The sequence below is a fragment of the Reyranella sp. genome (assembly GCF_044224635.1).
Taxonomy (GTDB): Bacteria; Pseudomonadota; Alphaproteobacteria; order Reyranellales; family Reyranellaceae; genus Reyranella.
This window is the reverse complement of sequence record NZ_JBGAKA010000003.1, coordinates 231119-254669: the sequence shown is the minus strand read 5'-3', so window position 1 is coordinate 254669 and position 23551 is coordinate 231119. Positions and strand designations below refer to the sequence as shown.

The following is a 23551-nucleotide window of genomic DNA, read 5'->3' as shown; positions in this document are numbered from 1 at the left end:
TCTCTGGTTCGCGCTCTCTCAGATCACGCCTTCGCTCTCCAGCTTCTGCAAATCCGCCAGCGTCATTCCCAGCAGCCTGCCGTAGACCTCTGCGTTGTGCTGGCCGAGGCCGGGCCCCAGCGTGTCGACGCCGCCCGGCGTGTCGGTGAGGCGCGGCACCACGTTCGGCACGGCGAGCTCTCCGGCGCGCCGGTCGCTAACGCGGGCGATGTTGCCGCGCGCCGCGTAGTGCGGGTCACGGAACAGCTCGTCGACCGACGCCACGATGCCGCAGGGCACTTCCGCCGCGTCGCACAGGCGTACCGCTTCCTGTTGCGTCTGCTGCTTCGCCCACGCGGCGACGAGGCCGTCGACCGCGGGGCGTTGCTTCTCGCGTTTGGCGATGGTCCCGTAGATGCCGTCGCCGGCCACCTCGGGGCAACCCATCAGCCGGGCCATGCGCGCGAAGATCTTGTCGTTGGTGCAGGCAATGGCGATCCAGCGTCCGTCGCCGGTCTGGTAGTGGCTGTGCGGACAGACGTTGGGGGCCGCGGCACCCATGCGCTGGCGGATGAAGCCGACCCTGTCATAGGCAGGGGCCATCTCGTCGAGGATGCGGAAGATCGGCTCGTAAAGCCCGATGTCGATCTGCTGGCCGCGGCCGGTCGCGTCGCGTCCGCGCAGCGCCATCATCACCCCGAGCGCGCCGTAGAGGCCGGCCATGTAGTCCGCCAGCGTTGCCGAGCCTGGCGTCACCGGCGGCCCGTCCGGATCGCCGGCCAGGTAGGAGATGCCGCCGAAGGCGTTGCCGATCCGCCCGAAGCCGGGTTTGTGGCTGTAGGGCCCGGTCTGCCCGTAGCCCGAGACGCGCAGCATCACGAGGCGCGGATTGACGACGCTCAGCACGTTCCAGCCGAGACCCCAGCCTTCCAGCGTGCCCGGCTGGAAGTTCTCGGTCAGCGCGTCGGCCTTGGCGACCAGCTGCTTGAGGAGGTCCGCCCCCTTGGGCGACTTGAGGTTCAGCGTCACCGACTTCTTGTTGCGCGCTTCCGACAGCCAGACCAGCGTGTCGCCGCACTCGCTGACGGTGCCGAGCCGGCGGCACGGGTCGCCGACCTTGGGCTGCTCGACCTTGATCACCTCGGCGCCGAACTCCGCCATGATGGTCGCGCAGTACGGCGCCGCGATGTAGGTGGCGATGTCGATGACGCGCAGCCCGGCGAGCGGGCGATTGTTGGCAGCACTGTCGGACACGATACGGTTCCTCACAAGGCCTGCGCCACCTTCGGCATGACCTCGGTAGCGAACAGGCTCATGGTGTCGACCACCTGCGCATGCGGCATGCCGACCCAGTGCACGGACAGGATCATGCGGTTGACGCCCAGGCGCCGGTTGTAGCCGACGATCTGCTCCGTGACCTCGTCGGGCGATCCCAGCAGAAAGCGATCGCGGGTGAGCTCGTCGAAGGCGAGCGAGAGGTCGTCGTCGCCCTTCGGCATCGCCTTCTGCTGTCCCCACTGCTGGTAGACCTTGTATTTCTCCTCGAGGTACGGGCGCGCCAATCGGATCGCCTCTGCGCGCGTGCGCGCCACGAAGATCTCGCGCATCAGCGGCAGCTCGGCGGGCATCGGCCTGCCGAGCTCGTCCAGGGCCTTCTTGTAGATCGACAGCTGGCGCTCGATCGTGTCCATGCGCTGGTGCGGGTTGATGAACCAGGTGTCGGCCAGGCGCGCGGCGCGCCGCACCGCCGTATCGGCATTGGCGCCGAGCCAGATCGGCGGATGGGGCTTCTGCACCGGCCTCAGCGACACCGTGGCGCGATCGAGCTCGAAGTGCGATCCCTTCATCGAGACGTCGGTCTCGGTCCACAGGCGCCTGATGGCCTCGAGATTCTCCTCCAGGCGCTGCACGCGCTCCTGCGCCGTGGTGCCGAAGGCCTTGAACTCGACGTCGCGGTAACCCAGCCCGGCGCCGAACACCAGACGCCCGTCCGACATGACGTCGAGCGTCGCGAGCTGCTCGGCGATATCGATTGGCTTGTGCAGCGACAACAGGATGATGCCGGTGATGATGCGCATGCGCTCGGTCTCGGCCAGCAGGCGCGCCAGCAACGGGATCAGCTGGTACTGCTGCAAGGGCGCCGCCGCATAGTGCATGCCGGTCAGCAGGTCGGAGAAGCCGAGCTGGTCGGCCAGGCGCACCTGCGCCTTCACTTCCTCGAACCGCTTCCTCATGTCGTCGCCGGCATGATACTGGCCGCGCACGAACAGACCGTAAGTGAGATTGGTCATCCTGATGCTCATGATCATGAGCGGGCGAGACGCCCGCGGTCCAGAAGAACACGAGCACCGAGAGGCAACGATGCCGCAGGAACACGGCGGTAGCATCCGCGACCGCGTTGCCTATGCCCCCATCCACGGGCGGCCGCGCCTGCAGCTGCCAGGCGGCGCGCGCGTCGCGGTGTGGACGATCGTCAATGTCGAGAATTGGAGTCCGCTCGGGCCGATGCCGCGCGCCGTGCTGCCGCCGCCGATGGGTCAGCCGTTGCTGCCCGACGTGCCGAACTGGGCGTGGCACGAGTATGGAATGCGAGTCGGCTTCTGGCGCTTTCTCGAGGTGCTGGGCGAGCGCGGCCTCAAGGCGACGTTTGCGGTGAACGGGACGGCGTGCACGCTCTATCAGGAAGCCTGCGTCGCGGCGCAAGAGGCCGGCTGGGAGTTCATGGGGCATGGCCACGTGCAGCGGCCCATGCACAAGGTCGAGGACCAGCGCGCCGCCATTGCCGACACGATCGGGGCAATCACCGACCTCACCGGCAAGCCGCCGCGCGGTTGGGAAAGTCCCGGCCTCACCGAGACCGACGAGACGCTCGATCTCCTGGCCGAAGCCGGCATCGAGTACGTCGCCGACTGGGTGCTCGACGAGCAGCCGGTTCCGCTGCGCACGCGGAGCGGCGGGATCGTCTCGGTTCCCTACACCGTGGAGATCAACGACGTCGTGATCAGCGCCGTCCAGCAGCAGCGGTCGGACGAGATATTCCAACGCGGCCGCGATCACTTCGACCGGCTCCATCTCGACGGCGCCAAGACGCCGCGCGTGATGGCGATCTCGATTCACCCCTATCTCACCGGCGTGCCGCACCGCATCAAGTACCTCGAGATGCTGTACGACCACATTCTCGGCCACGACGGCGTCGTCATGTGGACCGGCGCCGAGATCCTCGACTGGTATCGCACACAGGTGCCGGCCGATGCCGGAACCCGATGACGTTCACGGCGGAGGCCGCGCAGCTTGTGGACGCCGCGGCGAAGCCACGATTGCCGTAACGTAGTCGCCTGCGAGTCTTCGCTGGACCGCGGGAGTCTCGCCCGCTCATGGCTTATGAGAAGAGCGGGCAAGAGGCCCGCGGTCCAAATTGAAGAGCATGAGCACCACCGGAGTGGCGCCCAGGAGCGCGCCGCTCAGGTGGCTCTATTCTTCGTCGTCGAACAGCAGGTCGGCGACGTAGGGGTTGGTCTTGCGCTCCCAGCCGAAGGTCGAGGTCTGGCCGTGGCCGGGCACGAAGGTGATGTCGTCGCCGAACGGCCACAGGCGGTGGCGGATCGAGCCGAGCAGCTGCTCGTGGTTGCCGCGCGGAAAATCGGTGCGGCCGATCGAGCCGCGGAACAGCACGTCACCGACAAACGCCACCTTGGATGGGCGGTGCACGAACACGACATGGCCCGGCGTGTGGCCCGGGCAGTGCACGACGTCGAAGGTGAGGTTGCCCAGGCTCACCGTCTCGCCATTGTCCAGCCAGCGGTCGGGCACGAACGGCTTGTAGGCCGGGAAATTGTATTTGCGACCCGAGTCGGGCAGGCCCTCGATCAGATAGAGGTCGTCGCGGTGCGGGCCCTCGATCTTGACGCCGTAATGGTCGGCCATGGTGCCGGCGGCCGAGGCGTGGTCGACATGGCCGTGGGTCAGCAGCACCTTGGCGACCCGGATGCCCTGCTGGTCGATCTCCTGCTGCAGATGGTCGAAATCGCCGCCCGGATCGACGGCGGCGCCCTGCATGGTCTCGTCGCACCAGATGATGGAGCAGTTCTGCTGGAACGGGGTGACGGGGGCGATCATGACCTTGAGCATGGCACCGATCTAATGCCTCCCGCGGCCGGGCGGAAGGGCGTATGGTGCGGCCCTCCATGCGTCGGTGGCAATGAACCTGCGACTCCTGCTCTGCCTGCTCGGTCTGATCGGCTCCTCCCTGGCCCCGGCGCGGGCCCAGATCGCGGCGGTGGCTTCGCCCTCAGGCCCGGTCCAGGCCGGCCCCTACGTGGTGGTCGATGCCGTGACCGGCGAGACCCTGCTGGAGCGCAATGCCGGCACCTTCTGGTATCCCGCCTCGCTCACCAAGATGATGACGATGTACATCGTCTTCGAGGAGCTGAAGGCGGGCCGGCTGACTCTGGCGACCCCGGTGCCGTTCTCCGAGCATGCGCGGTCCCAACCGCCCTCCAAGCTCGGCGTCGGCCCCGGCCAGACGATCACGGTCGAGCAGGCGCTGCAGTCGCTGGTGGCGCGCTCGGCCAACGACACGGCGATGGCGCTGGGCGAGCTGATCTCCGGCTCGACCCCGGCCTTTGCGCTGCGCATGACCGAGACGGCGGCGCGGCTCGGCATGAACGCCACCCAGTTCCGCAACGCCAGCGGCTGGCCTGATCCGAACCAGATCACCACGGCGCGCGACATGGCGATGCTCGCCATGTCCCTGGTCAAGCAGTTCCCGGAATATTACGGCTACTTCCACACCCAGGAATTCCTGCTCGGCAAGACGCGGATCGGGCCCGGCATGAAGTTCCTCGATCTCTATGCGCCCTATGCCGACGGGCTGAAGACCGGCTTCATCTGCGCCTCGGGCTTCAACATCGTCGGCAGCGCCGTGCGCGACGGGCGGCGGCTGATCGGCGTGGCGTTCGGCTTCCGCCGCGCCGACCTGCGCGACGAGTTCCTGGTCCGCCTGCTCGACGAGGCCTATGCGCTGAAGACCGGCGGCAACCGGCCCAAGATCTGGCAGGTGCGCAACGGCACCGGCGGGCCGGCCACGGTGTTGCCGCAGGGTGAGTGCGGAACCATCCGCTACGACATGCCGGGTGACGCGGTCTGGCTCGGCACCTATCCCGACTGGAAGAGCGCCCGTCACGTCTACGACGTCGGGCAGTCCGATCTGGCCCGGCTCGGCATCGCCCGGCTCGGCAAGGAGTACATCCTGCCGGTGACCGCCAACAAGGTGACCCGGCAGGCCGCCATCATCGCCGATCTCGAGCCGGCCGCCGCCCAACAGCTGTGTGCCGACTACGTCAAGCGCAAGCTGTTCTGCCAAGTGAAGAAACCCGAGGAATTCGTCGCCCCGTTCGGCGGTTTCTGGCGCTGAAGGTCGGCTTGGCCGGCCCCGGCATTCGTGCCATACCGCGCCCATGAACTGGCCGCGCCCATGAACTGGCTGACCAATTTCGTCCGGCCCAAGCTGCGAGCCCTGGTCGCCCGCAAGGAGGCGCCGGAGAATCTCTGGCTGAAGTGCCCCAAGTGCGAACAGATGCTGTTCATGCGCGACTGGGAGGCTAACCAGGAAGTGTGCACGCATTGCGGCCATCACATGCGGATTCGGCCGATGAAACGGCTGCCTCACCTGTTCGACGACGGCAAGTTCGAGATCCATCCGATACCGCGCGTCATCGCCGATCCGCTGAAGTTCCGCCACACCAAGCGTTACGATGCGCAGCTCAAGGAAGCGCAGGCCAAATCCGAGGGCGCGACCGACGCGCTGGTCGTGGCGAGCGGCACCATGGGCGGGCGGGCCGCTGTGGTGGCGCTGCTCGATTTCGGATTCATGGGCGGCTCGATGGGCACGGCGGTCGGCGAGGGGCTGGTGATGGCGGCCGAGCTCGCCGTCGCGCGCAAGGCGCCGCTGATCGTGTTCTCGGCCTCGGGCGGCGCGCGCATGCAGGAAGGAATCCTGTCGCTGATGCAGCTCACGCGCACCACCATCGCCGTGCGCAAGGTCAAGCAGGCCGGCCTGCCCTACATCGTCGTGCTGACCGATCCGACGACCGGCGGCGTGTCGGCCTCGTTTGCCATGCTGGGCGACATCCATCTCGCCGAGCCCGACGCCATCATCGGCTTCGCCGGCCAGCGCGTCATCCAGGACACCATCCGCCAGGAACTGCCGGAGGGTTTCCAGCGCTCGGAGTACCTGCTCGAGCACGGCATGGTCGACGCTGTCGTGCATCGCCACAAGATGCGCGAGACCCTGGTCCGGCTGATCGCGCTCCTGATGGAGTCGAGCGCGCCGCCGCAAGCGGCGGTCGCGGCGCGATGAGGATGGCTTCTCCCTTCTCCTCCCAAGCTCCGCTGGGGAGGTGCCCCGTCTACGGGGCGGAGGGGTCATGGGCGTCATGGCCGGAGCGCGTCACTCCAGTGGCACTCTTCGACTTGGTTGTAGGAAGAGCATGAGGGCCACTGGAGCGGGGTGCGCGGCTCATGACCCCTCCGTCGGCGAAGACGCCGACACCTCCCCAGCGAAGCTGGGGAGGCGCGCGCACGTCACATGACCCTGATCGACCCCCTGGTCGAGCGTGTCATGCGGCTGCATCCGCGCTCGATCGATCTCGGGCTCGGGCGCATCGAGATGCTGCTCGACAGGCTGGGCAATCCGCAGCGCCGGCTGCCGCCGGCGGTCCATGTCGCCGGCACCAACGGCAAGGGCTCGCTGGTCGCCTACCTGCGCGCCATGACCGAGGCGGCCGGCTATCGCGTGCACGTCTACACCTCGCCGCATCTGGTGCGCTTCAACGAGCGCATTCGTGTCGCCGGCGAGATCATCGACGACGATGCGCTCGACGGGCTGATCACCGAGTGCGAGCAGGCCAACGGCGAGAGGCCGATCACCTTCTTCGAGATCACCACGGCGGCGGCTTATCTGGCGTTCGCGCGCGTGCCGGCCGATCTTGCGGTGATCGAGGTCGGGCTGGGCGGCCGGCACGACGCCACCAACGTGATCGATCCGGTGCTGTCGGCGATCACGCCGATCGGCTACGATCACACCGGCTTCCTGGGCGACAAGCTCGACGGCATCGCGCGCGAGAAGGCCGGCATCCTGAAGCATGCCGTGCCGGCGGTGATCGGCCGCCAGCGCGACGTCTGCGCCGGCGTGATCGCCGAGGAGGCGGCCCGGCTCGCCGCGCCGCTGTTCCGTCTCGGCCGCGAATGGCAGATGACGCCCGCCGAATCTGGCTTCCGTTACGAGAGCGACCTCACCGGGCTCGACCTGCCGGCGCCGACGCTGGTCGGCGTGCACCAGCTCGACAATGCGGCGACCGCCGTCGCCTGCATCGAGCGGCTGCGCGCGACGCGGCTTCGCGTCGACGATGCGGCGATCGTGAAAGGCCTCACCTCGGTCGACTGGCCGGCGCGCCTGCAGCAGCTGAGGCGCGGGCCGCTGGTCGATGCTCTGCTGCCGGGCTGCGAGCTGTGGCTCGATGGCGGCCACAACGAGGATTGCGGTATCGCGCTCGCCCGCCAGGCCGTGGAATGGGCCAAGGAGCCGGCGCCGCTGCCGCTTTATCTCGTGTTCGGCATGCTGACGACCAAGGATGCCATGGGCTTCCTGCGGCCGCTGGCGCGCCATGCGCTCGGCGCGCGTGCCGTGCCGATCGAAGGCCATTCCGCCTACACGCCGCACGAAGCCTCGGCGCGCGCCAATGACGTCGGCCTCGATTGTATCCCCGCCACCGACATCGCGTCGGCGCTGGAGGATCTGCTCGCCACCCAGCCCGCGCCGCTGCGCATCCTGATCTGCGGCTCGCTCTACGTCGCCGGCACGGTCCTGGCCCGCAACGGCTAGTCCTCATGCTCTTCCGGACCGCTCGCCCTACGTCGCCGGCACGGTCCTGGCCCGCAACGGCTAGCCTCATGCTTCTCCTGACCGCGAGCGGTGCACCTGGAAAACGCTCTTCGATGTATCGACCCCTATCCGTGCTATCTTCGCCATGGACGGCTCCCCTGGTGTGAGATTTCAACGACCTCACCTTGGCACATCGATGCCGTCGGGGGGCCGTCCACACCAACGAGCGTGCCGCTCGCTCATGAGCCTGAGCGAGCGGGGCGCTCGCGGTCCGGAAGAGCGTGAGCGAGCGGCGCGAAGCGCTCACTTCATCTCGAGCGTTGCGTTGCCGGCGACGAGAGACGCCGCGTCGCCGGCCTTCAACCAGCTGAAGGCGGCGCCGTCATCGCGCAGATAGGTCAGCCAATAGGCGGTGGAGACGGCCTTGATCAGGGCGTAGCCGCGTGACTCGACCGCGGCGAAATCGATCGTCTCGCGGCCGCCGACGCCGATATCGCGCAAACCGCGCGTGCCGTTGAAGAACATGTGGTCGGCCTGGTTGATCACGAGAAAGAACTTGTTGCCGGTCGCGGGCATGGCGGCGAATGGGACCAGGCGCTGCTCGACCGTCGCCCCGAGCCCCGGGAAGGGCCGGCCATCGAGCGTGCCCGTGATCAGCAGGGCGGGGCGCCCGAAAGCCGAGAATTGATGCTCGGGATCGGCGCCCAGGGCCTGCGGGCTGAAGGCGAGAAACGCGGCGAACCGGCTTTCGGGCAAGCCGGCGGCCAGGCGATCGGCGATTCCCGGGGCGGGTCGTTGGCCACCCAGAAACAAGGTCGTGACGGCGCCGAACGAGTGACCGCTCATGCCGAGACGGTCGAGGTTCAGGCGCGTGGCGAGAGCATCGCCGGCCGATTGCCTCCTGCCGAGGTCGGCAACGACGAACTTGATGTCGGCGATGCGCGCAAGGAACTGCTGCAGAGTGGCGCCGCTGCGCAGGCCGCTGAAGCGTTCGCCGGGAGGCTTGTCCTTCCACAAGGCTTCGTCGCTGCCGGCATGCTGCACGTGGATCACGGCAAAACCGCGGCTCGCCCAGTGCTCGCCCCATTCCCGGCCGCCGTCGCGCGAGCCGCCCAACCCGTGCGAGAACACGATGACCGGCACCCGTTCGCGACTGTCAGGCAAGCGGATGCGCACCGGGATGTCGCGTTGCCGTGCGTCGTCGGTCCAGGTCTCGTCGATCTGCCGTACGGTGAAAAGCCCCGGCGACGCATAGTCGGGATCGGCGCTCGTCGCGCTGCGTGCAAGCAGGGCCAAGCCGAGCAACGCCAGAACGGCGGCGGCCAGCGACCTCATGTCGGAGACTGCGCAAACGACGGTGTTGATCCAGCTCACCAGCTTCTGCTTCGGCTCGGCGCCGATCTTGGTGGCGGCGACCTGGCCGTTCTTGAACAGCAGCAGGGTCGGGATCGAGCGCACGCCGTAGCGCGTCGGCGCCATCGGGTTCTCGTCGATGTTGAGCTTCACGACCTTGAGCTTGCCGTCCATCTCCTTGGCGATGTCCTCGAGCGACGGGCCGATCATGCGGCACGGGCCGCACCATTCGGCCCAGAAGTCGACCAGGACGGGGGTGTCCGACTTCAGGACTTCCTGCTCGAACGAGGCATCGGTTGCTTTGACGGTCATCCGGACTTCTCCCAAAAACAAATCAGGCCGGTCGATCGACCGGCGCCGCCCTTGCGCAAGAAGCTAGGAACGGGCCTCGGGCAAGTCAAGATGCGGCCGCGTAAGGCATTGATCGGGCGAGTGTTTCGCCATCGATCTCCATCAACAACGGTGCCGCCGTCCAGAGCAGGAAAGCCCTTACGGATCGCCCGGGATAGATGCCCTGGAGCAGCGTCCGATAGAGCGCGAGCTGGCGACGGTAGGCGAGCGGCACGTCGTGCACGTGGGCGGGAGGCGGGCGGTTGGTCTTGTAGTCGACGATCAGGACCTCGCGGGGCGTCACCGCCAGGCGATCGACCTGGCCGCTGACGGTGAAGGCGCCGCGCGCCGTCCGCACCGTGCCGATCAGCGGCACCTCGGCGCGCGAGCCTTCGGCGAACAGCGGGGCGTGGCCCGGCGCCGCGATCACCGCCAGCGCCTCGTCGGCCCATTGGGCGATCTCGTCGGCCGCCAGGCCATATGCCGGTTGGGCGAGAAAGCATCGCGCCGCGGCCATCCGCTCGACGGTCGGCAGCGCCGGGAGGTGGCGCAGCAGGTCGTGCAGCAGCAGCCCGCGGGCAAAGCGGCGCGGATCGCCCGGGGACAACGGGCTGTAGGCGCGCGGCGGCACCACAGTCTCGTCGGGCAGCGGCTGCGAGGGCGCCAGCGGCGTCGGCGGATCGGGCTCGGCCGGCGCGTCCTCGCCCAGCCAGGGAGGCAGCGGTGCCGCCGATTCGAGAGGAAGCTCGATCTGCTCGGCCACCGTGATCGTGCCCGGGTTGGTGAGCTCGTATCCCTCGCCCGCCCAGCCTGGCGGACCGAGCAGCGGCGAGAAGTCGAAGCTGCGCGCCACGGCGCGCTGGCGCGCCGGCGCACGGTCGGCATCGGCACTGCTGCTGGCGCGCAGGCCAGCGGTGATGCGCTCGTACCAGCAGCCGCGGTCGGGCTCCTTGGCGTTGATCCAGCCGCCGACATAGAGCCGGTCCTCGGCTCGCGTCATGGCGACGTAGAGCAGCCGGTTCTGTTCCTGCAGGTCGCGCTCGCGCGCCTGACCGCGCCAGGTGTGCGCTGCCGCATTGGCCTCGCGAACGCGCGGCAGCCACAGGCGCGTGTCGCCATCCTCGGCGGCGAGCAGCCGCTCGTAATTCTGCGGCACGCGAGTCGTATCGGGCAGGTAGACGATTGGCGCCTGCAGGCCCTTGGAAGCATGCACCGTCAGGATGCGGACCTCGCGACGGCGGTTCTGGTCGAGGTCGCGCTTGATGTCGCCGCCGCCCGCCTCGAACCAGCGCACGAAGCCCTGCAGCGAGGTGCCTTCGACTTGCTGGTACTGCAGCGCTCGCGCCAGCAGCTCGTCGATCGGATCGGCGGCTTCGCGGCCCAGCCGTTCGAGCAGGCGCACACGGCCGCCGGCGGGGCCCAGCACGTCGGCGAAGAAGTCGAACGGCGTCGATAGGTCGGCACGGCCCAGCCAATCGGCCAAGCGGGCATGGGCAGTCGCGAAGGCCGGTTCGCCGGCGCGCTTGCGCAGCGCCTGCCACAGCGAGCCGCTGCGCTGCCACGCCAGGGCGAAGAGCTGGTCCTCGTCGAGGCCGATCAGCGGCGACTTCAGCAGGCAGGCGAGGTTGAGGTCGTCCTGCGGCAGCAGCACGAAGCGGCCTATCGCCATCAGGTCCTGGATCGCGAGTTCCTCGGCGAGGTCGAGCCGGTCGACGCCCGCCACCTCGATGCGCTCGCGCTTCAGCGCCCGCACCAGCGCGTGTACGAAGGCATTGCGCCGGCGCACCAGCACCATGAAATGGCCCTCGTGCAGCAGCTCGCCCTTGCGTGCCCGCCGCTCGCTGCCGATCAGGCCCTTGGCATGGCGGGCGATCAACTGGGCGAGCCGCTCATGCGGTTCCGCCATCTCGACCTGCGCCGACTCGAGGTTGGTCGTATCGGTCTCGCCCTCGATCGCGCGGACGAGCGGCCATATCTCGACGCGGCCGGGCTCGCCGGTGCGGCTCGCCAGATGCTCCACCTCGGTGTTGGCGGACGCGACGCCGTTTGCTGCCGCGGCCTCGCCGAACACCCAGTCGACGGCGTCGAGCACCGCAGACGTCGAGCGGAAGGACACGTGCAGGTCGACCGGCACGAAGCGCTGCGCGGCGAGCTCGGTGCGGTCACTGAACCACGCGCGCATCTCCTCGAGCTTGCGCGGATCGGCGCGCTGGAAGCCGAAGATCGATTGCTTGGCGTCACCGACGGCGAAGATGGTGCGCGGTCGCTCGACCGCGCTCTCGCCGGCGAAGAATTCCTCTGTCAGGCGGCGGATCACCTCCCATTGATCGGGGTTGGTGTCCTGAGCCTCGTCGACCAGCACGTGGTCGATGCCGCCATCGAGCTTGTAGAGCACCCAGGCGGCGCTGGCCGCCGTCTCGAGCAGGCGGCGCGTGTGGACGATCAGGTCGTCGTAGTCGAGCACGGCGCGCCGCCGCTTGGCCGCGGCATAGCGTTCGGCGATGTCGAGGCCGAGTCGCAACAGAGCCACCGTGCCGTCGACCAGCGCCGCGCCGGCGATGCGTTCGAGCGCCTCGTCCAGCCGCTCGGCCTCGACACGCAGGACGCGGTCGATGCCGGGCATTCTCGTGCTGGCCGCCTTGGTGGCGAGGCGGGCCTGGATGCGGCCGTCCTTTGTGAAGAAGACCTGGGCATAGTCCGACCACAGCGCGGCGCGGTTGTCGCCGGCTTCCAGCCAGTCGGCGATCCGCTGTCCGCGCTCTCGATCCGTCGGGCTGCCCTTGGCCAGGGCGCGCACGGCTTCGCCAAGGCCGGCTTTGTCGAAAGCGGAGTCGCGGCAGGCGGCCTCGGTGAGCGCGTCGCCGCTATCGCCCAGCGCCGAGCCGAGGGCGCGTGCCAGTCGCACGCGCAACCGTTGCAGGCCGTCGTCGTCGCGCAGGCGATTGAGCAGCCAGGCGCGCTCGCCCAGCAGGTCGGACAGGAGCTGGCTGTATTCGGCGATCGATACCTTGTTGGCCACGGTGGCCAGCGCCTGCGCGAGATCGGCGGGGGCCGCGTCGGCCGCCAGCGATTCCATCTGCGCATCGCGCGCCCGCTGCAGCAGCCCCCGCGCCTCTGCCTCGTCGAGCACCTCGAAGCCCGGCGCCACGCCGGCCTCGAGCGGGAAGCGCTTGAGCAGCGCCTGGCAGAAAGCGTGAATGGTGAGGATGTTGATGCCGCCCGGCGCATCGAGCACGCCGGCGAACAGGCGGCGGGCGACCATGCGTTCGTCGGGCTCGGGCCGACGGTCGATCAGCTGGGCGATCTCGTCGTCGAGCGCAGAGTCGCTGGCGAGCGCCCAGCGGCCGAGCTGGCTCGCCAATCGGTTGCGCATTTCCGCCGCCGCCGCCTTGGTGAAGGTGAGGCAGAGGATGCGTTGCGGCGGCACCCGGTCGAGCAGCAGGCGGGTCACGCGGTCGGTCAGCACCTTGGTCTTGCCGGTGCCGGCATTGGCCTCGACCCACGCCGAATGCCGCGGCGTCGTTGCCTGCCGCTGCGACTGCGTCGCGAGCGTGAGGGCGTCGGTCATTCCCTTCATTCCTCGTCTCCGCCGGCGGTTGACCATTCGGCGATGCGCTCGAGGTGCTTGTAGTCGTTGAAGAACGGCATGAAGGCCGACCACGGCACGGCGCGATAGGGCGTATCGGGCGAGGCGTAGAGCGTGGCCATGCGCTCGACCAGCGCGAGCATGCGCGGCACCAGGTCGTCGCTGTCGGCGACGGGGTTCACCGAGCCGCCGTCACCCAGGCCATTGGCCTGCCAGTAGGACAGGTGTGCGCTGCCGGCGCGGCCCGGCAGCGTGGCGAACCCGCCGCGCTCGGCCATCGCCGCCTCGAGCAGCAGCTGCGGCGCGAACAGCGCCACCATCTCCTTCTTCTGCGGCACGCGGCCGGTCTTGTAGTCGATGATCTCCCACACGTCGGGGCCGATCTCGTCGATGCGGTCGGCGCGCGCCTCGACGCGCAGTGGCCCGAGCTGGAGCGCGCCCTCGATCTCGCTGCCCAGCACGCGCGTGCCGGCACCGCGGCGGGCGTTCTCGGTGGCGACGAACCAGCGCGCCAGGCGCTTGAAGCGCGGCCACCAGAAGGCGCGCTCGGCCGGCGCCGCCAGCACCCTGGCCAGGTGCTGCTCGCCCATGGTCTCGAAGCGCGCCAGCGCATCCGACGGCAGCGTGCCGGACGGATGGGCCTTCAGGAATTCGTCGAAAGCGTCGTGCAGGGCAGTGCCGCGCTCGGCCGCGCCGAGCTCGGCCTCGAGCGGGTCGAGCAGGCGCAGGCGAAGAATACGCCGCGCATAGAGACCGTAGGGATCGCGGCGCCATTGCTCGATGGCCGACACCGGCAGCACGGCGGGCCGCGCTTCGGCCGGCGGCCGCGGCTCGGGCCGCAGCCACGGCGCATAGGTGGTCGGCGCATCGATCGCCTCGGCCCAGGCGAGCAGGCTGCGCCGGCCGCGCTGGATGTACTCCGGCGGCGCCACCGGGGCGCCGGGCTCGTAGCCGAACAGCGCATCGAGCCGGGCGAGCCAGCGCGACGGTACGGTCGGCGCGCCGCCTTCGCGCTCGGCGCGGGTCAGCAGCACGCGCTCGGCACCCAGCGCTTCGGTGAAATCGTGCGCCGACAGGCCGACGCGGCGTTCCGGTTGCGGCAGGCCGAGAGCGGCGCGCATCGGCCGGTTGATCCACGGACCAGTGTCGACCGACGGTGGCCAGGTGCCCTCGTTGAGGCTGCCCAGCACCACCAGGTCGGCGCGCTGCAGGCGGGCCTCGAGCGGGCCCCAGATGGCGAGCCGTGGGTGGCGGCCATAGGCCGGCCGCACGATCTCCGGCTCCAGCATGGCGCCGAGCAGCGCCGGCCATTCGCGGCCGGCGATCGCGGCGTGCCCCTGCCAGGCGCCGCGCAGGCGGGCCAGCGCGTCGGCCAGCGCCTCGCCGGCTCCGCCCGACCACAGGGATTGCGACGCGGCGACTCGCTCGGCGGAGGCGATCGTCAGATCGAGCAGGCGGTCGGGCGGCGCGCCATCTTCCAGCGCGTGGGCCAGATCGGCTGTCGCCGAGTCGAGCCGGTCGAGCAGGGCGCCGATGCGATCACGTTCGTCCGGATCACCGAACGTCGCCCCGGCCAGCCGGGTGCGGATCTCGTCGAGGCCGGGCGCCGGCTTGAGGCCGCGCAGGCACTTGATGTCGAGCCGCCGGGCGGTGGCGAGCAGTGCGCCGCGCGTGCCGCCCAGGGTCGTGAGCGGATGCTTGAGCAGCGCCAGCAGCGCCACCGGCGCGAAGCGCTGGTCAAGCGCCTCCACCAGCAGCTGCAGCAGTGCGGCGGGCGGCGTGTGGCTGAGTGGCTGGCCCGCCGAATCGTCGATATCGACCTTCCAGCGCCGGAGCTCGGCGGCGACGCGCCGCGCCAGCACGCGATCGGGCGTCACCAGTGCCGCGGTGCGCCCCGGCGCCTCGAGCACCTCGCGCAGCGCCAGCGCGATCACCACCGCTTCGTGGTGCGGCGTTGCACAGTCGGCGCGCGTCACGTGCTCGAGCGACGAGGCAGGCGGGCGCACCCACGCCTCGCTGGTCTCGGCCGGCCGCATCAGCTCGCTCGCCAGCTTTCCGCGGGACGGTTGTCCGAAGGGGGGCGCCGCGCTGCCCGGCCAGTCGGCGACCGCGCCGCGCTCGACGTCCAGCGCCTGCAGGAGCTCGCGCAGGCCGAACTGCGGATGCGAGAAGTCGAGCGCGCGCCAGCTCGCCTCGTCGATGTCGCGATCGAGCCCGGGCAGCACCACCGCGCCCTTGGGCAGGCCGGCGATCGCGGCGAGCAGTTCCCGCGTCGCCGGTTGCGAGCCGGTCGAGCCGGCGGCAATCACCGGAGTTGCTGGCGGGTTGGTATGCCAGCGTTCGGCCTGGGCGCGGATCGAGCGTGTGCGGCGGTCGATGGCGTCGATCTGACCGCGCTCGGCCAGAATGCGCGGCCAATGCTCGCCGATGATGGCGAGGAACCGCAGCGTGCGCTGCCAATGGCTGGCGAAGGTGCTGTCGACCAGGCCGGCGAGGCGGCCGAACGACACGCCCTCGATGGCGAGCTCGTCGATCAGGCTGGCCAGCTCGCGCGCGAGCTTCAGCGCCTGCGCCGCTGATTGCGCGACCCGCTGGCCGTCCTCGTCGGCGAAGGCGGTGACCAGCTGGGCCAGCAGCGCCTCGCGCTCCGCCGGCGCGATGGCCGGCGGCAGGGCGAGGGCCCTGACATCGTCGCCCGACATCGGTTCCCACGCGCCGTCGTCGACATCGCCCAGCGGCGCCATCCGCGGCAGCAGCAGCGGCTTGCCGTCGGAGGCGCGCAGGAAGGCCTCGCGCAGCGCCCGTACCGAGCGCCGCGTCGGCAGCAGGATCAGGGCATCGGCCAGCGCCAGCGGCTCGTCGCCGTAGGCGGCGAGGATGCCGCGCGCCAGAACGTCGGCGAAGCAGCGATCGAGTGCGATGGTGAAGACGCGCGTCATTCCCGGTCACTCAGGCCAGGATGCGCTCCGCCTCGGCGAGCTGCTTCGGCGTGCCGACATGGAACCATTCGCACTCGTGCAGCGCGCCGAACAGGCGCCGCGCCGCCTCGGCGCGATGCCACAGCGTCAGCAGCGAGAACGGCGCATCGGGCGACTCCTCGAACAGGCGGGCATCGCAGACCGAGATGCCAGCGAACACGTAGGGCGTCAGCGGGGCCATGCCGCGATGGCGGATGTGGCCCCACGGTTCTAGGAAGTAGTCGCCGCGTTCGCCGGGCTCGCGGCCGATCACCTTGTGGATGGGATGCAGCAGCAGCAGCGCGTCCATGCTCTCGGGCTTCCACCGCATGCGCATGCGCGGCAGCAGCATGTCCGGCCCGTCGCGCCACAGCATGTCGCCGTTCAGGATGAAGAATGGACCGGGACCGAGCAGTGGCAGGGCGTTCTTCACGCTGCCGCCGGTGTCGAGCAGCCGGTCCTCGTGGATGATCTCGGCACGGTCGCTTACCCGGTCGACAATTTGCTGGCCGAGATGATGGACGTTGACCACGATCCTGGTGACGCCCGCCTCGACCAGCTTGTCGAGCGAGCGCTCGAGCATCGACTTGCCGGCGACCGGAATCAGCGGCTTGGGAATGGTGTCGGTGAGCGGCCGCATGCGCTCGCCGCGGCCGGCGGCCAGGATCATTGCTGTCGTGATCATGCTGCTCCCACGCGCCGCAAGCCGGGCGGCACCACGCGATCGATCCAGGCCCTGAGCGGCTGCAACGCCTCGTGCGCCAGCGCCTGCTCGAGCTGCCGCCAGACGCGCGGCAGGAACGGCAGGTAATCGCACTTGCCGTCGCGCTGCAACAGGCGGACGAACAGGCCGATGATGCGCGCATGGCGCTGCGCCGCCATCAGGGCGAAGCCCGCCCGGAAGCCTGCGCGGTCGCCCAGGCCGGTCTCGCCGAGATAGCGATCGAGGCAAGCGGCATGCACGGCGGGCGACACGTCATGGCGCGCATCCTCGATCAGCGAGGCGAGATCGTAGGCGGCATGGCCGAGCTGGGCGTCCTGGAAATCGAGCAGCCCGCAGGCCTGTGCGCCAGGACGGGCCGGCAGCCACATCAGGTTGGCGCGGTGATAGTCGCGCAGCAGCAGCGTGTCGTCGGCCGACGGCAGGCTGGCGAGCGCGGCGCGCCACGCCGCGCGATAGCGCTCGGCCTCGTCGGCCGGCAGGGCTGAGCCGGTCGCGGCGGGCACGTACCATTCGGGCAGCAGCATGGTCGCCTCGATCAACGCCTCGCCGGCATAGACCGGCAGGCCGGGCAGCAAGGCACGCGCGCCGGCCCTATGCAAGGCGACGAGCACATCGGTCGCGCGACCATAGAGCTCGGCTTCGTCGCCGCCGGCCGCGAGCACGCGGGTGAAGGTATCGTCGCCGAAATCCTCGATCAGCAGGAAGCCCGCGGCAGCATCCACGGCGTAGAGCTCGGGCGCGCTGAGCCCGAGCCCGATCAGATGGCGGTCGACGCGCACGAACGGCGTCGCGTCCTCGCCGGGCGGCATGTCCATGACGATCGCCGACTGGCGCGGCCGGCTCAACCGATAGTAGCGGCGGAACGAGGCGTCGCCCGCTAGCCGGCGCGCGCCGGCATCGCCCCAGCCGGCGCGCCGGGCAAATGCGGCGCGCGCGCGATCGCGCGCCTTGGCGCGCTCGGAGGCGCCGTCTTCTTGAGAGGTCATGTCTTCCTCAGAGGCCCGCAAAGCGCGCGCCTCCGTCGATGTCGGCGCGCCGTCCGGCGCCCTCGATCGTCAGGCTGACGGCGAGCCTGTCCGGCGGCAGCAGGGGACCGAGGCGCTCGGCCCATTCGACCAGGGCCACCCCGTCGGCGCGCGCCTCTTCCCAGCCGAGCTCGAGCACCTGCTCGGCCGACTCCAGGCGGTAGAGATCGAAATGCCAGTAGCTGCCGCGCGGCGTGTCGTAGACCTCGACCAGCGTGAAGGTCGGGCTGGGCACGACCAGCGCCGGATCGCCTGATGCGGCGCGCAGCACGGCCCGTGCGAGCGTCGTCTTGCCGGCACCCAGCCCGCCCTGCAGCGCTACCAGGTCGCCGGGCCGCAGGCGTCCGGCCAGCGACGCGCCCAGCCGCTCGGTCGCGGCTTCGTCGGACAGGGAGAGGGAATAACTCATTTGCCTTCCCCGTCTCACGGGGGAGGTGCCCCCGCAAGGGGATCATTTTCCTCCCCAGCGTCTTCGCTGGGGAGGACAGTGAAGAGCACCCCGATCAGTACCGGTAGAGGTCGCCCTTGAACGGGCCGGCCTCGGGAACGCCGATGTACTTCGCCTGGTCGGCGCGCAGCTTTGTGAGCTTGGCGCCGACCTTCTCGAGATGAAGCGCCGCCACCTTCTCGTCGAGCGTCTTGGGCAGGGTGTAGACCTTCTTTTCGTACTTGCCCGGATTGGTGAAGATCTCGATCTGCGCCAGCGTCTGGTTGGAGAACGAGGCCGACATCACGAAGCTCGGATGGCCGGTGGCGTTGCCGAGATTCACCAGGCGGCCTTCCGACAGCACGATGATGCGCTTGCCGTCGGGGAACTCGATCTCGTCGACCTGCGGCTTGACGTGATGCCACTTGAAGTTCCTGAGGCTCGCGATCTGGATCTCACTGTCGAAGTGGCCGATGTTGCAGACCACTGCGCGATGCTTCATCGCCTTCATGTGGTCGAGCGTGATGACGTCGACATTGCCGGTGGCGGTGACGAAGATGTCGGCCTTCGGCGCGGCATCTTCCATCGTGACCACCTCGTAGCCTTCCATCGCCGCCTGCAGGGCGCAGATCGGATCGACCTCGGAGACCATGACGCGGCAGCCGGCCTGGCGCAGCGAGGCGGCCGAGCCCTTGCCGACGTCGCCAAAGCCCGCGACCATGGCGACCTTGCCGGCCATCATCACGTCGGTGCCGCGGCGGATGCCGTCGACCAGCGATTCGCGGCAGCCGTAGAGGTTGTCGAACTTCGACTTGGTGACCGAGTCATTGACGTTGATGGCCGGCCACAAGAGGCGGCCTTCCTTCTCCATCTGGTAGAGCCGGTGCACGCCGGTCGTGGTCTCCTCGGTGACGCCGCGGATCGCCGCGCCGAGCTTGGCGTACCAGCCGGGCTTCTCCTTGTTGGTCCTGGCGATCGCCTTGTAGAGGACCTCTTCCTCCTCGTTGGTCGGCTTGGCGATCAGCGACGGATCCTTCTCGGCGCGCATGCCGAGATGGACCAGCAGGGTGGCGTCGCCGCCGTCGTCGAGGATCATGTTGGGCGCGCCGCCGTCGCTCCATTCGAAGATCCTGTGGGTGTAGTCCCAGTATTCCTCGAGGCTCTCGCCCTTGATCGCGAACACCGGCGTGCCCGACTTCGCGATCGCCGAGGCGGCATGGTCCTGCGTCGAGTAGATGTTGCACGACGCCCAGCGCACGTCGGCACCGAGCGTCTTCAGGGTCTCGATCAGCACCGCCGTCTGGATGGTCATATGCAGCGAGCCCGCGACGCGCGCACCCTTGAGCGGCTGCTTCGGACCGAACTCCTTGCGGATCGCCATCAGGCCGGGCATCTCGGTCTCGGCCATGTCGATTTCCTTGCGGCCCCAATCGGCGAGCCCGATATCCTTGACGACGTAATCCTGGGCCATGTGGCGCTCCTGGCAGTGCGGGAAGAGGGAAGGCGGGCCGTGTCATAACAGCGGCCCTGCGGGCCCTCAACGCGGTCGGCTCGGAGATACGCACATATAAGCAACTATTTATGCCGATATGCGCCGGGCTTTATGAGGTGATGTCCCGGCCGCGGCGCGCGTCCTCAGACGCGCCACCCGAGGACGAACGTCACGCCGGACGGGCCGTGCTACGCTGAGCTAATCGGCGCGCCGGGCATTTCGCTGGCTTGAAGGGGCAAATCATCGCTCCAACACCTGCGGCAGCAGGCGGCGCTTCGCCAGCTCGTCCTTGATCTGCTCGGCGATCACGCGGTTGCCTTCGGCCGAATGGTGATCGGTGCGGTAGAGCGCGTCGACGCCGCGCTGGCCGATCGCGGCCTGCAGCGGCTCGGCGAGGTCGAAGGCGATGAGGCCAGCCGCGGTGGCACAGCCCAGCACCTTGCTCACGGTGCGGCGATCCCGCGCCTTGCCGGCGACGTCGGCCATGGCGTAGCCGCGGCTGTACTGCGACAGCAACATCACCGGCACGCCGAGGCCGGCGAGCCTGCCCACCAGCAGGCAGGCGATCTCCTCGCCGCTGCCGGGCGGCGCGCCCTGCACCTCGTCGAAGTACCAGCCTCGCTGCATGCCGAGCCGTTGCGTGAGGTCCTCGGCCAGCGCTGACCAGCCGAGCAGACGGCCCAGCGTCGGCAGGGACGCGCGCAGCTGGCCCGGCACCGGCACGTTGCGCAGCTCGAGTCGGCCGTCGATCACGGTGAAGTAGGGCTTCTTCCGGCTCCACGCTTCGGCCAGCTCGCTGCGCCGGACGTCGTCGGGCGTGAACCCGATCACGACGAGGCGCGGCTTGACCTTGGGCGCCACGCGCTCGGTGTAGAGGACCGCCTGGTCGAAGGCGTAGCCACTGACCCCGCCATTCACCACCTTGCGGCCGATGATCGATTGCAGCTGTGCCGGCCAGGCTTCGTCGTCGGCCACTTCCTCGCCCTGGGTGAAGGACGATCCGGTGGCGAGGATCGCCGGCCAGCCGGTGAAGGCGCCATCGGGCGTTCGGCGAAAGCCGTGCGCATCGGTGCTGAGCGAGGACACCTGGCAATTCGGCGGCAGGGTCCAGCCGAGGGTGGCGTCGTAGGCATAAGCGCAGGCGCCGCCGCCCTGGTCGCTGATGCCCATGCGCACGGCGGGGAAGTTCGGCCAGTGGATCAGCGCCTGTGGCCCGCCGCGCAGCAGGCGGCAGCCGATCTCGATCACCCCCAGCGTGAGCAGCACCGAGCCGATGACCAGCAGCGCGCTTGCGAGACGCGCGTTCACGCTCGGCAATGGCTGCCCGGCACCCTGCTCCGGCTTCGTCTCCTTGGCCGGTTCTGCACGCGCCTTCGCGAGACCGCTTCCGGCCGTCTCACCCTCGACGCTCATTCCTTGCACCTCCAGCGAGGCGGATTAGCACCGGCAGAGGCAAAATGGGAAGAGCATGACCGATGGGCATTCGACCCGCCATGCGCCGAGCCGTCGCCTGCCCTGAGCTTGCCGGAGGGTCAGTCCTCGCCGAACCGGCCCTCGATCAAGGTCGACAGCGCGGCCATGACCTCGACCGCCTGACGGCCCGAGCAGGCGAGGTCGATGGCGCTGCCCAGGCCGGCCGCCAGCATCATCAGGCCCATGATCGACAGGCCGGAGACTTCCTGGCCCTTGAAGGCGACGCGGACCTGGCAGTCGAACTGGCCGACAGTGCGCACGAACTTGGCGGCGGCGCGAGCGTGCAGGCCGCGCTTGTTGGTGATCTGCAGGGTGCGCCGCATCATGCCGATCTCGGCTTCTGCGGTGACGTGCGGCGGACCGTCGTTCACGAAGCTTCCTTGGCGAGGATGCGCGAGGCGACCGTGATGTACTTGCGGCCCGCTTCCTGCGCCATGCGCACGGCCTCGGCGATCGGCCGGGCGCGCACCGACGCGAGCTTCACCAGCATCGGCAGGTTGACGCCGGCCAGCACCTCGATGCGGGCCCGCTCCATGATCGAGATGGCGAGATTGGAGGGCGTCCCGCCGAACATGTCGGTGAGCACGATCACGCCGTCGCCGCTTTCGCAGGCCTGGACGTTCTCCAGGATCTCGGCGCGCCGCTTCTCCATGTCGTCGTCGGGACCGATGCATACGGCCGCCACGCCTTGCTGCGGCCCGACCACATGTTCCAGCGCCGCTATGAATTCGCGGGCCAGATTGCCATGGGTAACCAATACGATACCAATCATGTCCTGCTTTACCCTACGCCGCCGCCTCCCCGGCCGCATCGGCGTCCCGGTGCGAGAGAGTGACCGAGCGGCCCGCGCCGCGCAACCAGTCTGCCAGCTCCTCGGCGACCGTCACGGATCGGTGCCGGCCGCCGGTGCAGCCGACGGCGATTGTCAAATAGCTCTTGCCTTCTGCGTCGAAACGCGGCAGCAGCGGCCCGATCAGCCCCTTCAGCCCGTCGAGGAAGGGCCGGTAGCCGGGATCGCCGGCGACGAAGGCGGCGACCGCCGGGTTGCGGCCGGTCAATGGCTTGAGGTCGGGCACGTAGTGCGGGTTCCTGAGGAAGCGCACGTCGAACACCAGGTCGGCCTCGCGCGGCAGGCCTCGCCGGTAGGAGAACGACATCACCGCCAGGCGCGTGCCGACGGCGGCGAGCGCGAAGTGCCCGGCCAGCAGCTGCTTGAAGATGTGCGGCGACAGTGCCGACGTGTCGATCACCAGGTCGGCCGCGTCGCGCACCCAGCCGATCTCCAGGCGCTCCTCGCTGATTGCGTCGATCAGCGGCCGGTCGGGCGCCAGCGGGTGCGGGCGGCGCGATTCGGTGTAGCGGCGCTGCAGGATCTCGGTGTCGCAGTCGAGGAACAGCAGGCGCACGGCGATATCGGTGCGCTGACGCAGCTCCCGGACGCGCCGCACCAGGGCATGCGATTCGAACCCGAAGGTCCGCGTGTCGATGCCGAAGGCGAGCGGGACGGCACGCTCGCCGGGATTGCCCGCTGTCGAGCTCATGACGTCGCCCAGCAGCATCAGCGGCACGTTGTCGACCGCGACGTAGCCCATGTCGCCCAGCGCGTGCAGCGCCGTGATCCGTCCGGCACCGGACAGACCGGTCACGACGACGAACGGGCGCGGTGCGCTGCGAGGCTGGGTGAGAGGGGCGACGGAGGCGGCGGCGGTCATGGTAATTTCACCTCCCCGGCTTCGCCGGGGAGGTGTCGCCGTCTCACGGCGACGGAGGGGTCATGAGCCCCGGTCCCGTTGCTCATGACCCCTCCGTCCGCGAAGACGCGGACACCTCCCCAGCGAAGCTGGAGGAGGAGGCTGACTAACTATACCCTCATGGCGACTGCAAGGCGCAACTTTGCGCACGATGAGGCTTCGAACGCGGCGAGCTTGAGCACGGGCAGGTCGATGCCGAGCAGCGCTTCGTGCTCCGGTTCGGGCAGGCGCTCGATCGCATCAGGCGGCACCAGGTCAACCAGCAGGACGACCGCGGCCTGCGCCAGCAGCTGGTTGCGGGGGAGGCGGCGGATGCCGAGCCCGCGCACCTCGAGCAGGCCGGCGATCGAGGCCGGCGCGCTCGCCATGACGGCGTTGCCGGCGCGGTCGAGCGTGGTGCGATCGTCGGCCACCAGGCGGGCGCCCGCCTCCATAAGGCGAAGCGCCAAGTCCGACTTGCCGGCGCCCGACGGCCCGCGCAGCAGCACGGCGTGCCAGGTCCGGCGGTGGCGCAGGGCGACGCAGGTGGCGTGCACGGATCCTGGCATCGACCCTGGCGCCGACTCTGGGGC

19 protein-coding genes and 1 pseudogene are annotated in these 23551 nt (G+C 69.4%); 4 read left to right on the top strand and 16 right to left on the bottom strand.

All coding sequences use genetic code 11. The annotated features are described in order from the left end of the window. Nucleotides 1-18 precede the first annotated feature (18 nt). Together ACILR9_RS04810 and ACILR9_RS04805 are read right to left on the bottom strand one after the other, a co-directional pair. The gene (locus tag ACILR9_RS04810) at nt 19-1233 is read right to left on the bottom strand and encodes a CaiB/BaiF CoA transferase family protein (RefSeq protein WP_395708756.1); all 1215 of its coding nucleotides are present in this window, start codon (nt 1231-1233) and stop codon (nt 19-21) included. A gap of 11 nt (nt 1234-1244) precedes the next feature. Then, on the bottom strand, nt 1245-2270 hold the full coding sequence (locus ACILR9_RS04805; protein ID WP_395708755.1) for an LLM class flavin-dependent oxidoreductase: 1026 nt from the start codon (nt 2268-2270) through the stop codon (nt 1245-1247). 70 nt (nt 2271-2340) lie between these two features. On the opposite strand from ACILR9_RS04805, the gene ACILR9_RS04800 reads away from it, so the two are divergent. After that, a complete protein-coding gene (locus ACILR9_RS04800; RefSeq protein WP_395708754.1) occupies nt 2341-3246 on the top strand; it encodes a polysaccharide deacetylase family protein in 906 nt (301 codons plus the stop codon). A 204-nt stretch (nt 3247-3450) separates the two neighbouring features. Here ACILR9_RS04800 and ACILR9_RS04795 read toward each other — a convergent pair whose 3' ends face one another. Continuing rightward, a complete protein-coding gene (locus ACILR9_RS04795) occupies nt 3451-4107 on the bottom strand; it encodes an MBL fold metallo-hydrolase (RefSeq protein ID WP_395708753.1) in 657 nt (218 codons plus the stop codon). Nucleotides 4108-4177: 70 nt separating this feature from the next. Here ACILR9_RS04795 and ACILR9_RS04790 point away from each other — a divergent pair, with 70 nt between their 5' ends. The 3 genes from ACILR9_RS04790 to ACILR9_RS04780 all read left to right on the top strand — a co-directional run bounded on the left by ACILR9_RS04790 (nt 4178) and on the right by ACILR9_RS04780 (nt 7861). After that, nucleotides 4178-5392, top strand: a complete 1215-nt coding sequence (locus tag ACILR9_RS04790) for a D-alanyl-D-alanine carboxypeptidase family protein (RefSeq protein WP_395708752.1) — start codon at nt 4178-4180, stop codon at nt 5390-5392. Nucleotides 5393-5452: 60 nt separating this feature from the next. Then, complete coding sequence (gene accD / locus ACILR9_RS04785) at nt 5453-6337, top strand: acetyl-CoA carboxylase, carboxyltransferase subunit beta (protein ID WP_395708751.1); 885 nt, start codon at nt 5453-5455, stop codon at nt 6335-6337. 228 nt (nt 6338-6565) lie between these two features. Next, the gene (locus tag ACILR9_RS04780; RefSeq protein WP_395708750.1) at nt 6566-7861 is read left to right on the top strand and encodes a bifunctional folylpolyglutamate synthase/dihydrofolate synthase; all 1296 of its coding nucleotides are present in this window, start codon (nt 6566-6568) and stop codon (nt 7859-7861) included. Between the two features lie 303 nt (nt 7862-8164). Here ACILR9_RS04780 and ACILR9_RS04775 read toward each other — a convergent pair whose 3' ends face one another. The 13 genes and pseudogenes from ACILR9_RS04775 to ACILR9_RS04715 form a co-directional block, all read right to left on the bottom strand. Then, nucleotides 8165-9196, bottom strand: coding sequence for an alpha/beta hydrolase family protein (locus ACILR9_RS04775; protein ID WP_395708798.1), 1032 nt, complete (start codon nt 9194-9196; stop codon nt 8165-8167). Between the two features lie 15 nt (nt 9197-9211). Further along, nucleotides 9212-9526, bottom strand: a pseudogene (gene trxA / locus ACILR9_RS04770) (thioredoxin TrxA); the annotation flags it as partial. 85 nt (nt 9527-9611) lie between these two features. Next, nucleotides 9612-13112 (bottom strand): double-strand break repair helicase AddA, encoded by a 3501-nt coding sequence (gene addA / locus ACILR9_RS04765; protein ID WP_395708749.1) that lies wholly within the window; start codon nt 13110-13112, stop codon nt 9612-9614. A 5-nt stretch (nt 13113-13117) separates the two neighbouring features. Further along, nucleotides 13118-16069 carry a double-strand break repair protein AddB gene (gene addB, locus ACILR9_RS04760; protein WP_395708748.1) on the bottom strand — a complete coding sequence of 984 codons (2952 nt, stop codon included), beginning with the start codon at nt 16067-16069 and terminating at the stop codon, nt 13118-13120. A gap of 10 nt (nt 16070-16079) precedes the next feature. Continuing rightward, the gene (locus ACILR9_RS04755) at nt 16080-16772 is read right to left on the bottom strand and encodes a nucleotidyltransferase family protein (RefSeq protein WP_395708747.1); all 693 of its coding nucleotides are present in this window, start codon (nt 16770-16772) and stop codon (nt 16080-16082) included. After that, the gene (locus ACILR9_RS04750; RefSeq protein WP_395708746.1) at nt 16769-17797 is read right to left on the bottom strand and encodes an aminoglycoside phosphotransferase family protein; all 1029 of its coding nucleotides are present in this window, start codon (nt 17795-17797) and stop codon (nt 16769-16771) included. The genes ACILR9_RS04755 and ACILR9_RS04750 overlap by 4 nt, the downstream gene beginning before the upstream one ends. A gap of 7 nt (nt 17798-17804) precedes the next feature. Further along, nucleotides 17805-18245, bottom strand: a complete 441-nt coding sequence (gene tsaE / locus ACILR9_RS04745; RefSeq protein ID WP_395708745.1) for a tRNA (adenosine(37)-N6)-threonylcarbamoyltransferase complex ATPase subunit type 1 TsaE — start codon at nt 18243-18245, stop codon at nt 17805-17807. Between the two features lie 94 nt (nt 18246-18339). After that, complete coding sequence (gene ahcY, locus ACILR9_RS04740; protein ID WP_395708744.1) at nt 18340-19734, bottom strand: adenosylhomocysteinase; 1395 nt, start codon at nt 19732-19734, stop codon at nt 18340-18342. Between the two features lie 261 nt (nt 19735-19995). Next, complete coding sequence (locus tag ACILR9_RS04735) at nt 19996-21168, bottom strand: hypothetical protein (RefSeq protein ID WP_395708743.1); 1173 nt, start codon at nt 21166-21168, stop codon at nt 19996-19998. A 119-nt stretch (nt 21169-21287) separates the two neighbouring features. Further along, entirely contained in the window at nt 21288-21599 is a 312-nt protein-coding gene (locus ACILR9_RS04730; RefSeq protein WP_395708742.1) for an HPr family phosphocarrier protein, read from the bottom strand. Then, nucleotides 21596-22000, bottom strand: a complete 405-nt coding sequence (locus tag ACILR9_RS04725) for a PTS sugar transporter subunit IIA (RefSeq protein WP_395708741.1) — start codon at nt 21998-22000, stop codon at nt 21596-21598. Before ACILR9_RS04725 ends, ACILR9_RS04730 begins: the two co-directional genes overlap by 4 nt. 13 nt (nt 22001-22013) lie before the next feature. Then, the gene (rapZ, locus tag ACILR9_RS04720) at nt 22014-22940 is read right to left on the bottom strand and encodes an RNase adapter RapZ (RefSeq protein ID WP_395708740.1); all 927 of its coding nucleotides are present in this window, start codon (nt 22938-22940) and stop codon (nt 22014-22016) included. Nucleotides 22941-23089: 149 nt separating this feature from the next. Continuing rightward, nucleotides 23090-23527 (bottom strand): HPr kinase/phosphorylase, encoded by a 438-nt coding sequence (locus ACILR9_RS04715; RefSeq protein ID WP_395708739.1) that lies wholly within the window; start codon nt 23525-23527, stop codon nt 23090-23092. Nucleotides 23528-23551: the final 24 nt, after the last annotated feature.

Coding starts and splice junctions, on each gene's coding strand:
- ACILR9_RS04780 (WP_395708750.1), top strand. CDS start 6,566: ATGACCCTGATCGACCCCCTGGTCGAGCGTGTCATGCGGCTGCATCCG.
- ACILR9_RS04715 (WP_395708739.1), bottom strand. CDS start 23,527: ATGCCAGGATCCGTGCACGCCACCTGCGTCGCCCTGCGCCACCGCCGG.
- rapZ (WP_395708740.1), bottom strand. CDS start 22,940: ATGACCGCCGCCGCCTCCGTCGCCCCTCTCACCCAGCCTCGCAGCGCA.
- accD (WP_395708751.1), top strand. CDS start 5,453: ATGAACTGGCTGACCAATTTCGTCCGGCCCAAGCTGCGAGCCCTGGTC.
- ACILR9_RS04795 (WP_395708753.1), bottom strand. CDS start 4,107: ATGCTCAAGGTCATGATCGCCCCCGTCACCCCGTTCCAGCAGAACTGC.
- addB (WP_395708748.1), bottom strand. CDS start 16,069: ATGACGCGCGTCTTCACCATCGCACTCGATCGCTGCTTCGCCGACGTT.
- ahcY (WP_395708744.1), bottom strand. CDS start 19,734: ATGGCCCAGGATTACGTCGTCAAGGATATCGGGCTCGCCGATTGGGGC.
- ACILR9_RS04800 (WP_395708754.1), top strand. CDS start 2,341: ATGCCGCAGGAACACGGCGGTAGCATCCGCGACCGCGTTGCCTATGCC.
- ACILR9_RS04725 (WP_395708741.1), bottom strand. CDS start 22,000: ATGATTGGTATCGTATTGGTTACCCATGGCAATCTGGCCCGCGAATTC.
- ACILR9_RS04805 (WP_395708755.1), bottom strand. CDS start 2,270: ATGACCAATCTCACTTACGGTCTGTTCGTGCGCGGCCAGTATCATGCC.
- addA (WP_395708749.1), bottom strand. CDS start 13,112: ATGACCGACGCCCTCACGCTCGCGACGCAGTCGCAGCGGCAGGCAACG.
- ACILR9_RS04775 (WP_395708798.1), bottom strand. CDS start 9,196: ATGAGGTCGCTGGCCGCCGCCGTTCTGGCGTTGCTCGGCTTGGCCCTG.
- ACILR9_RS04750 (WP_395708746.1), bottom strand. CDS start 17,797: ATGACCTCTCAAGAAGACGGCGCCTCCGAGCGCGCCAAGGCGCGCGAT.
- ACILR9_RS04755 (WP_395708747.1), bottom strand. CDS start 16,772: ATGATCACGACAGCAATGATCCTGGCCGCCGGCCGCGGCGAGCGCATG.
- tsaE (WP_395708745.1), bottom strand. CDS start 18,245: ATGAGTTATTCCCTCTCCCTGTCCGACGAAGCCGCGACCGAGCGGCTG.
- ACILR9_RS04735 (WP_395708743.1), bottom strand. CDS start 21,168: ATGAGCGTCGAGGGTGAGACGGCCGGAAGCGGTCTCGCGAAGGCGCGT.
- ACILR9_RS04790 (WP_395708752.1), top strand. CDS start 4,178: ATGAACCTGCGACTCCTGCTCTGCCTGCTCGGTCTGATCGGCTCCTCC.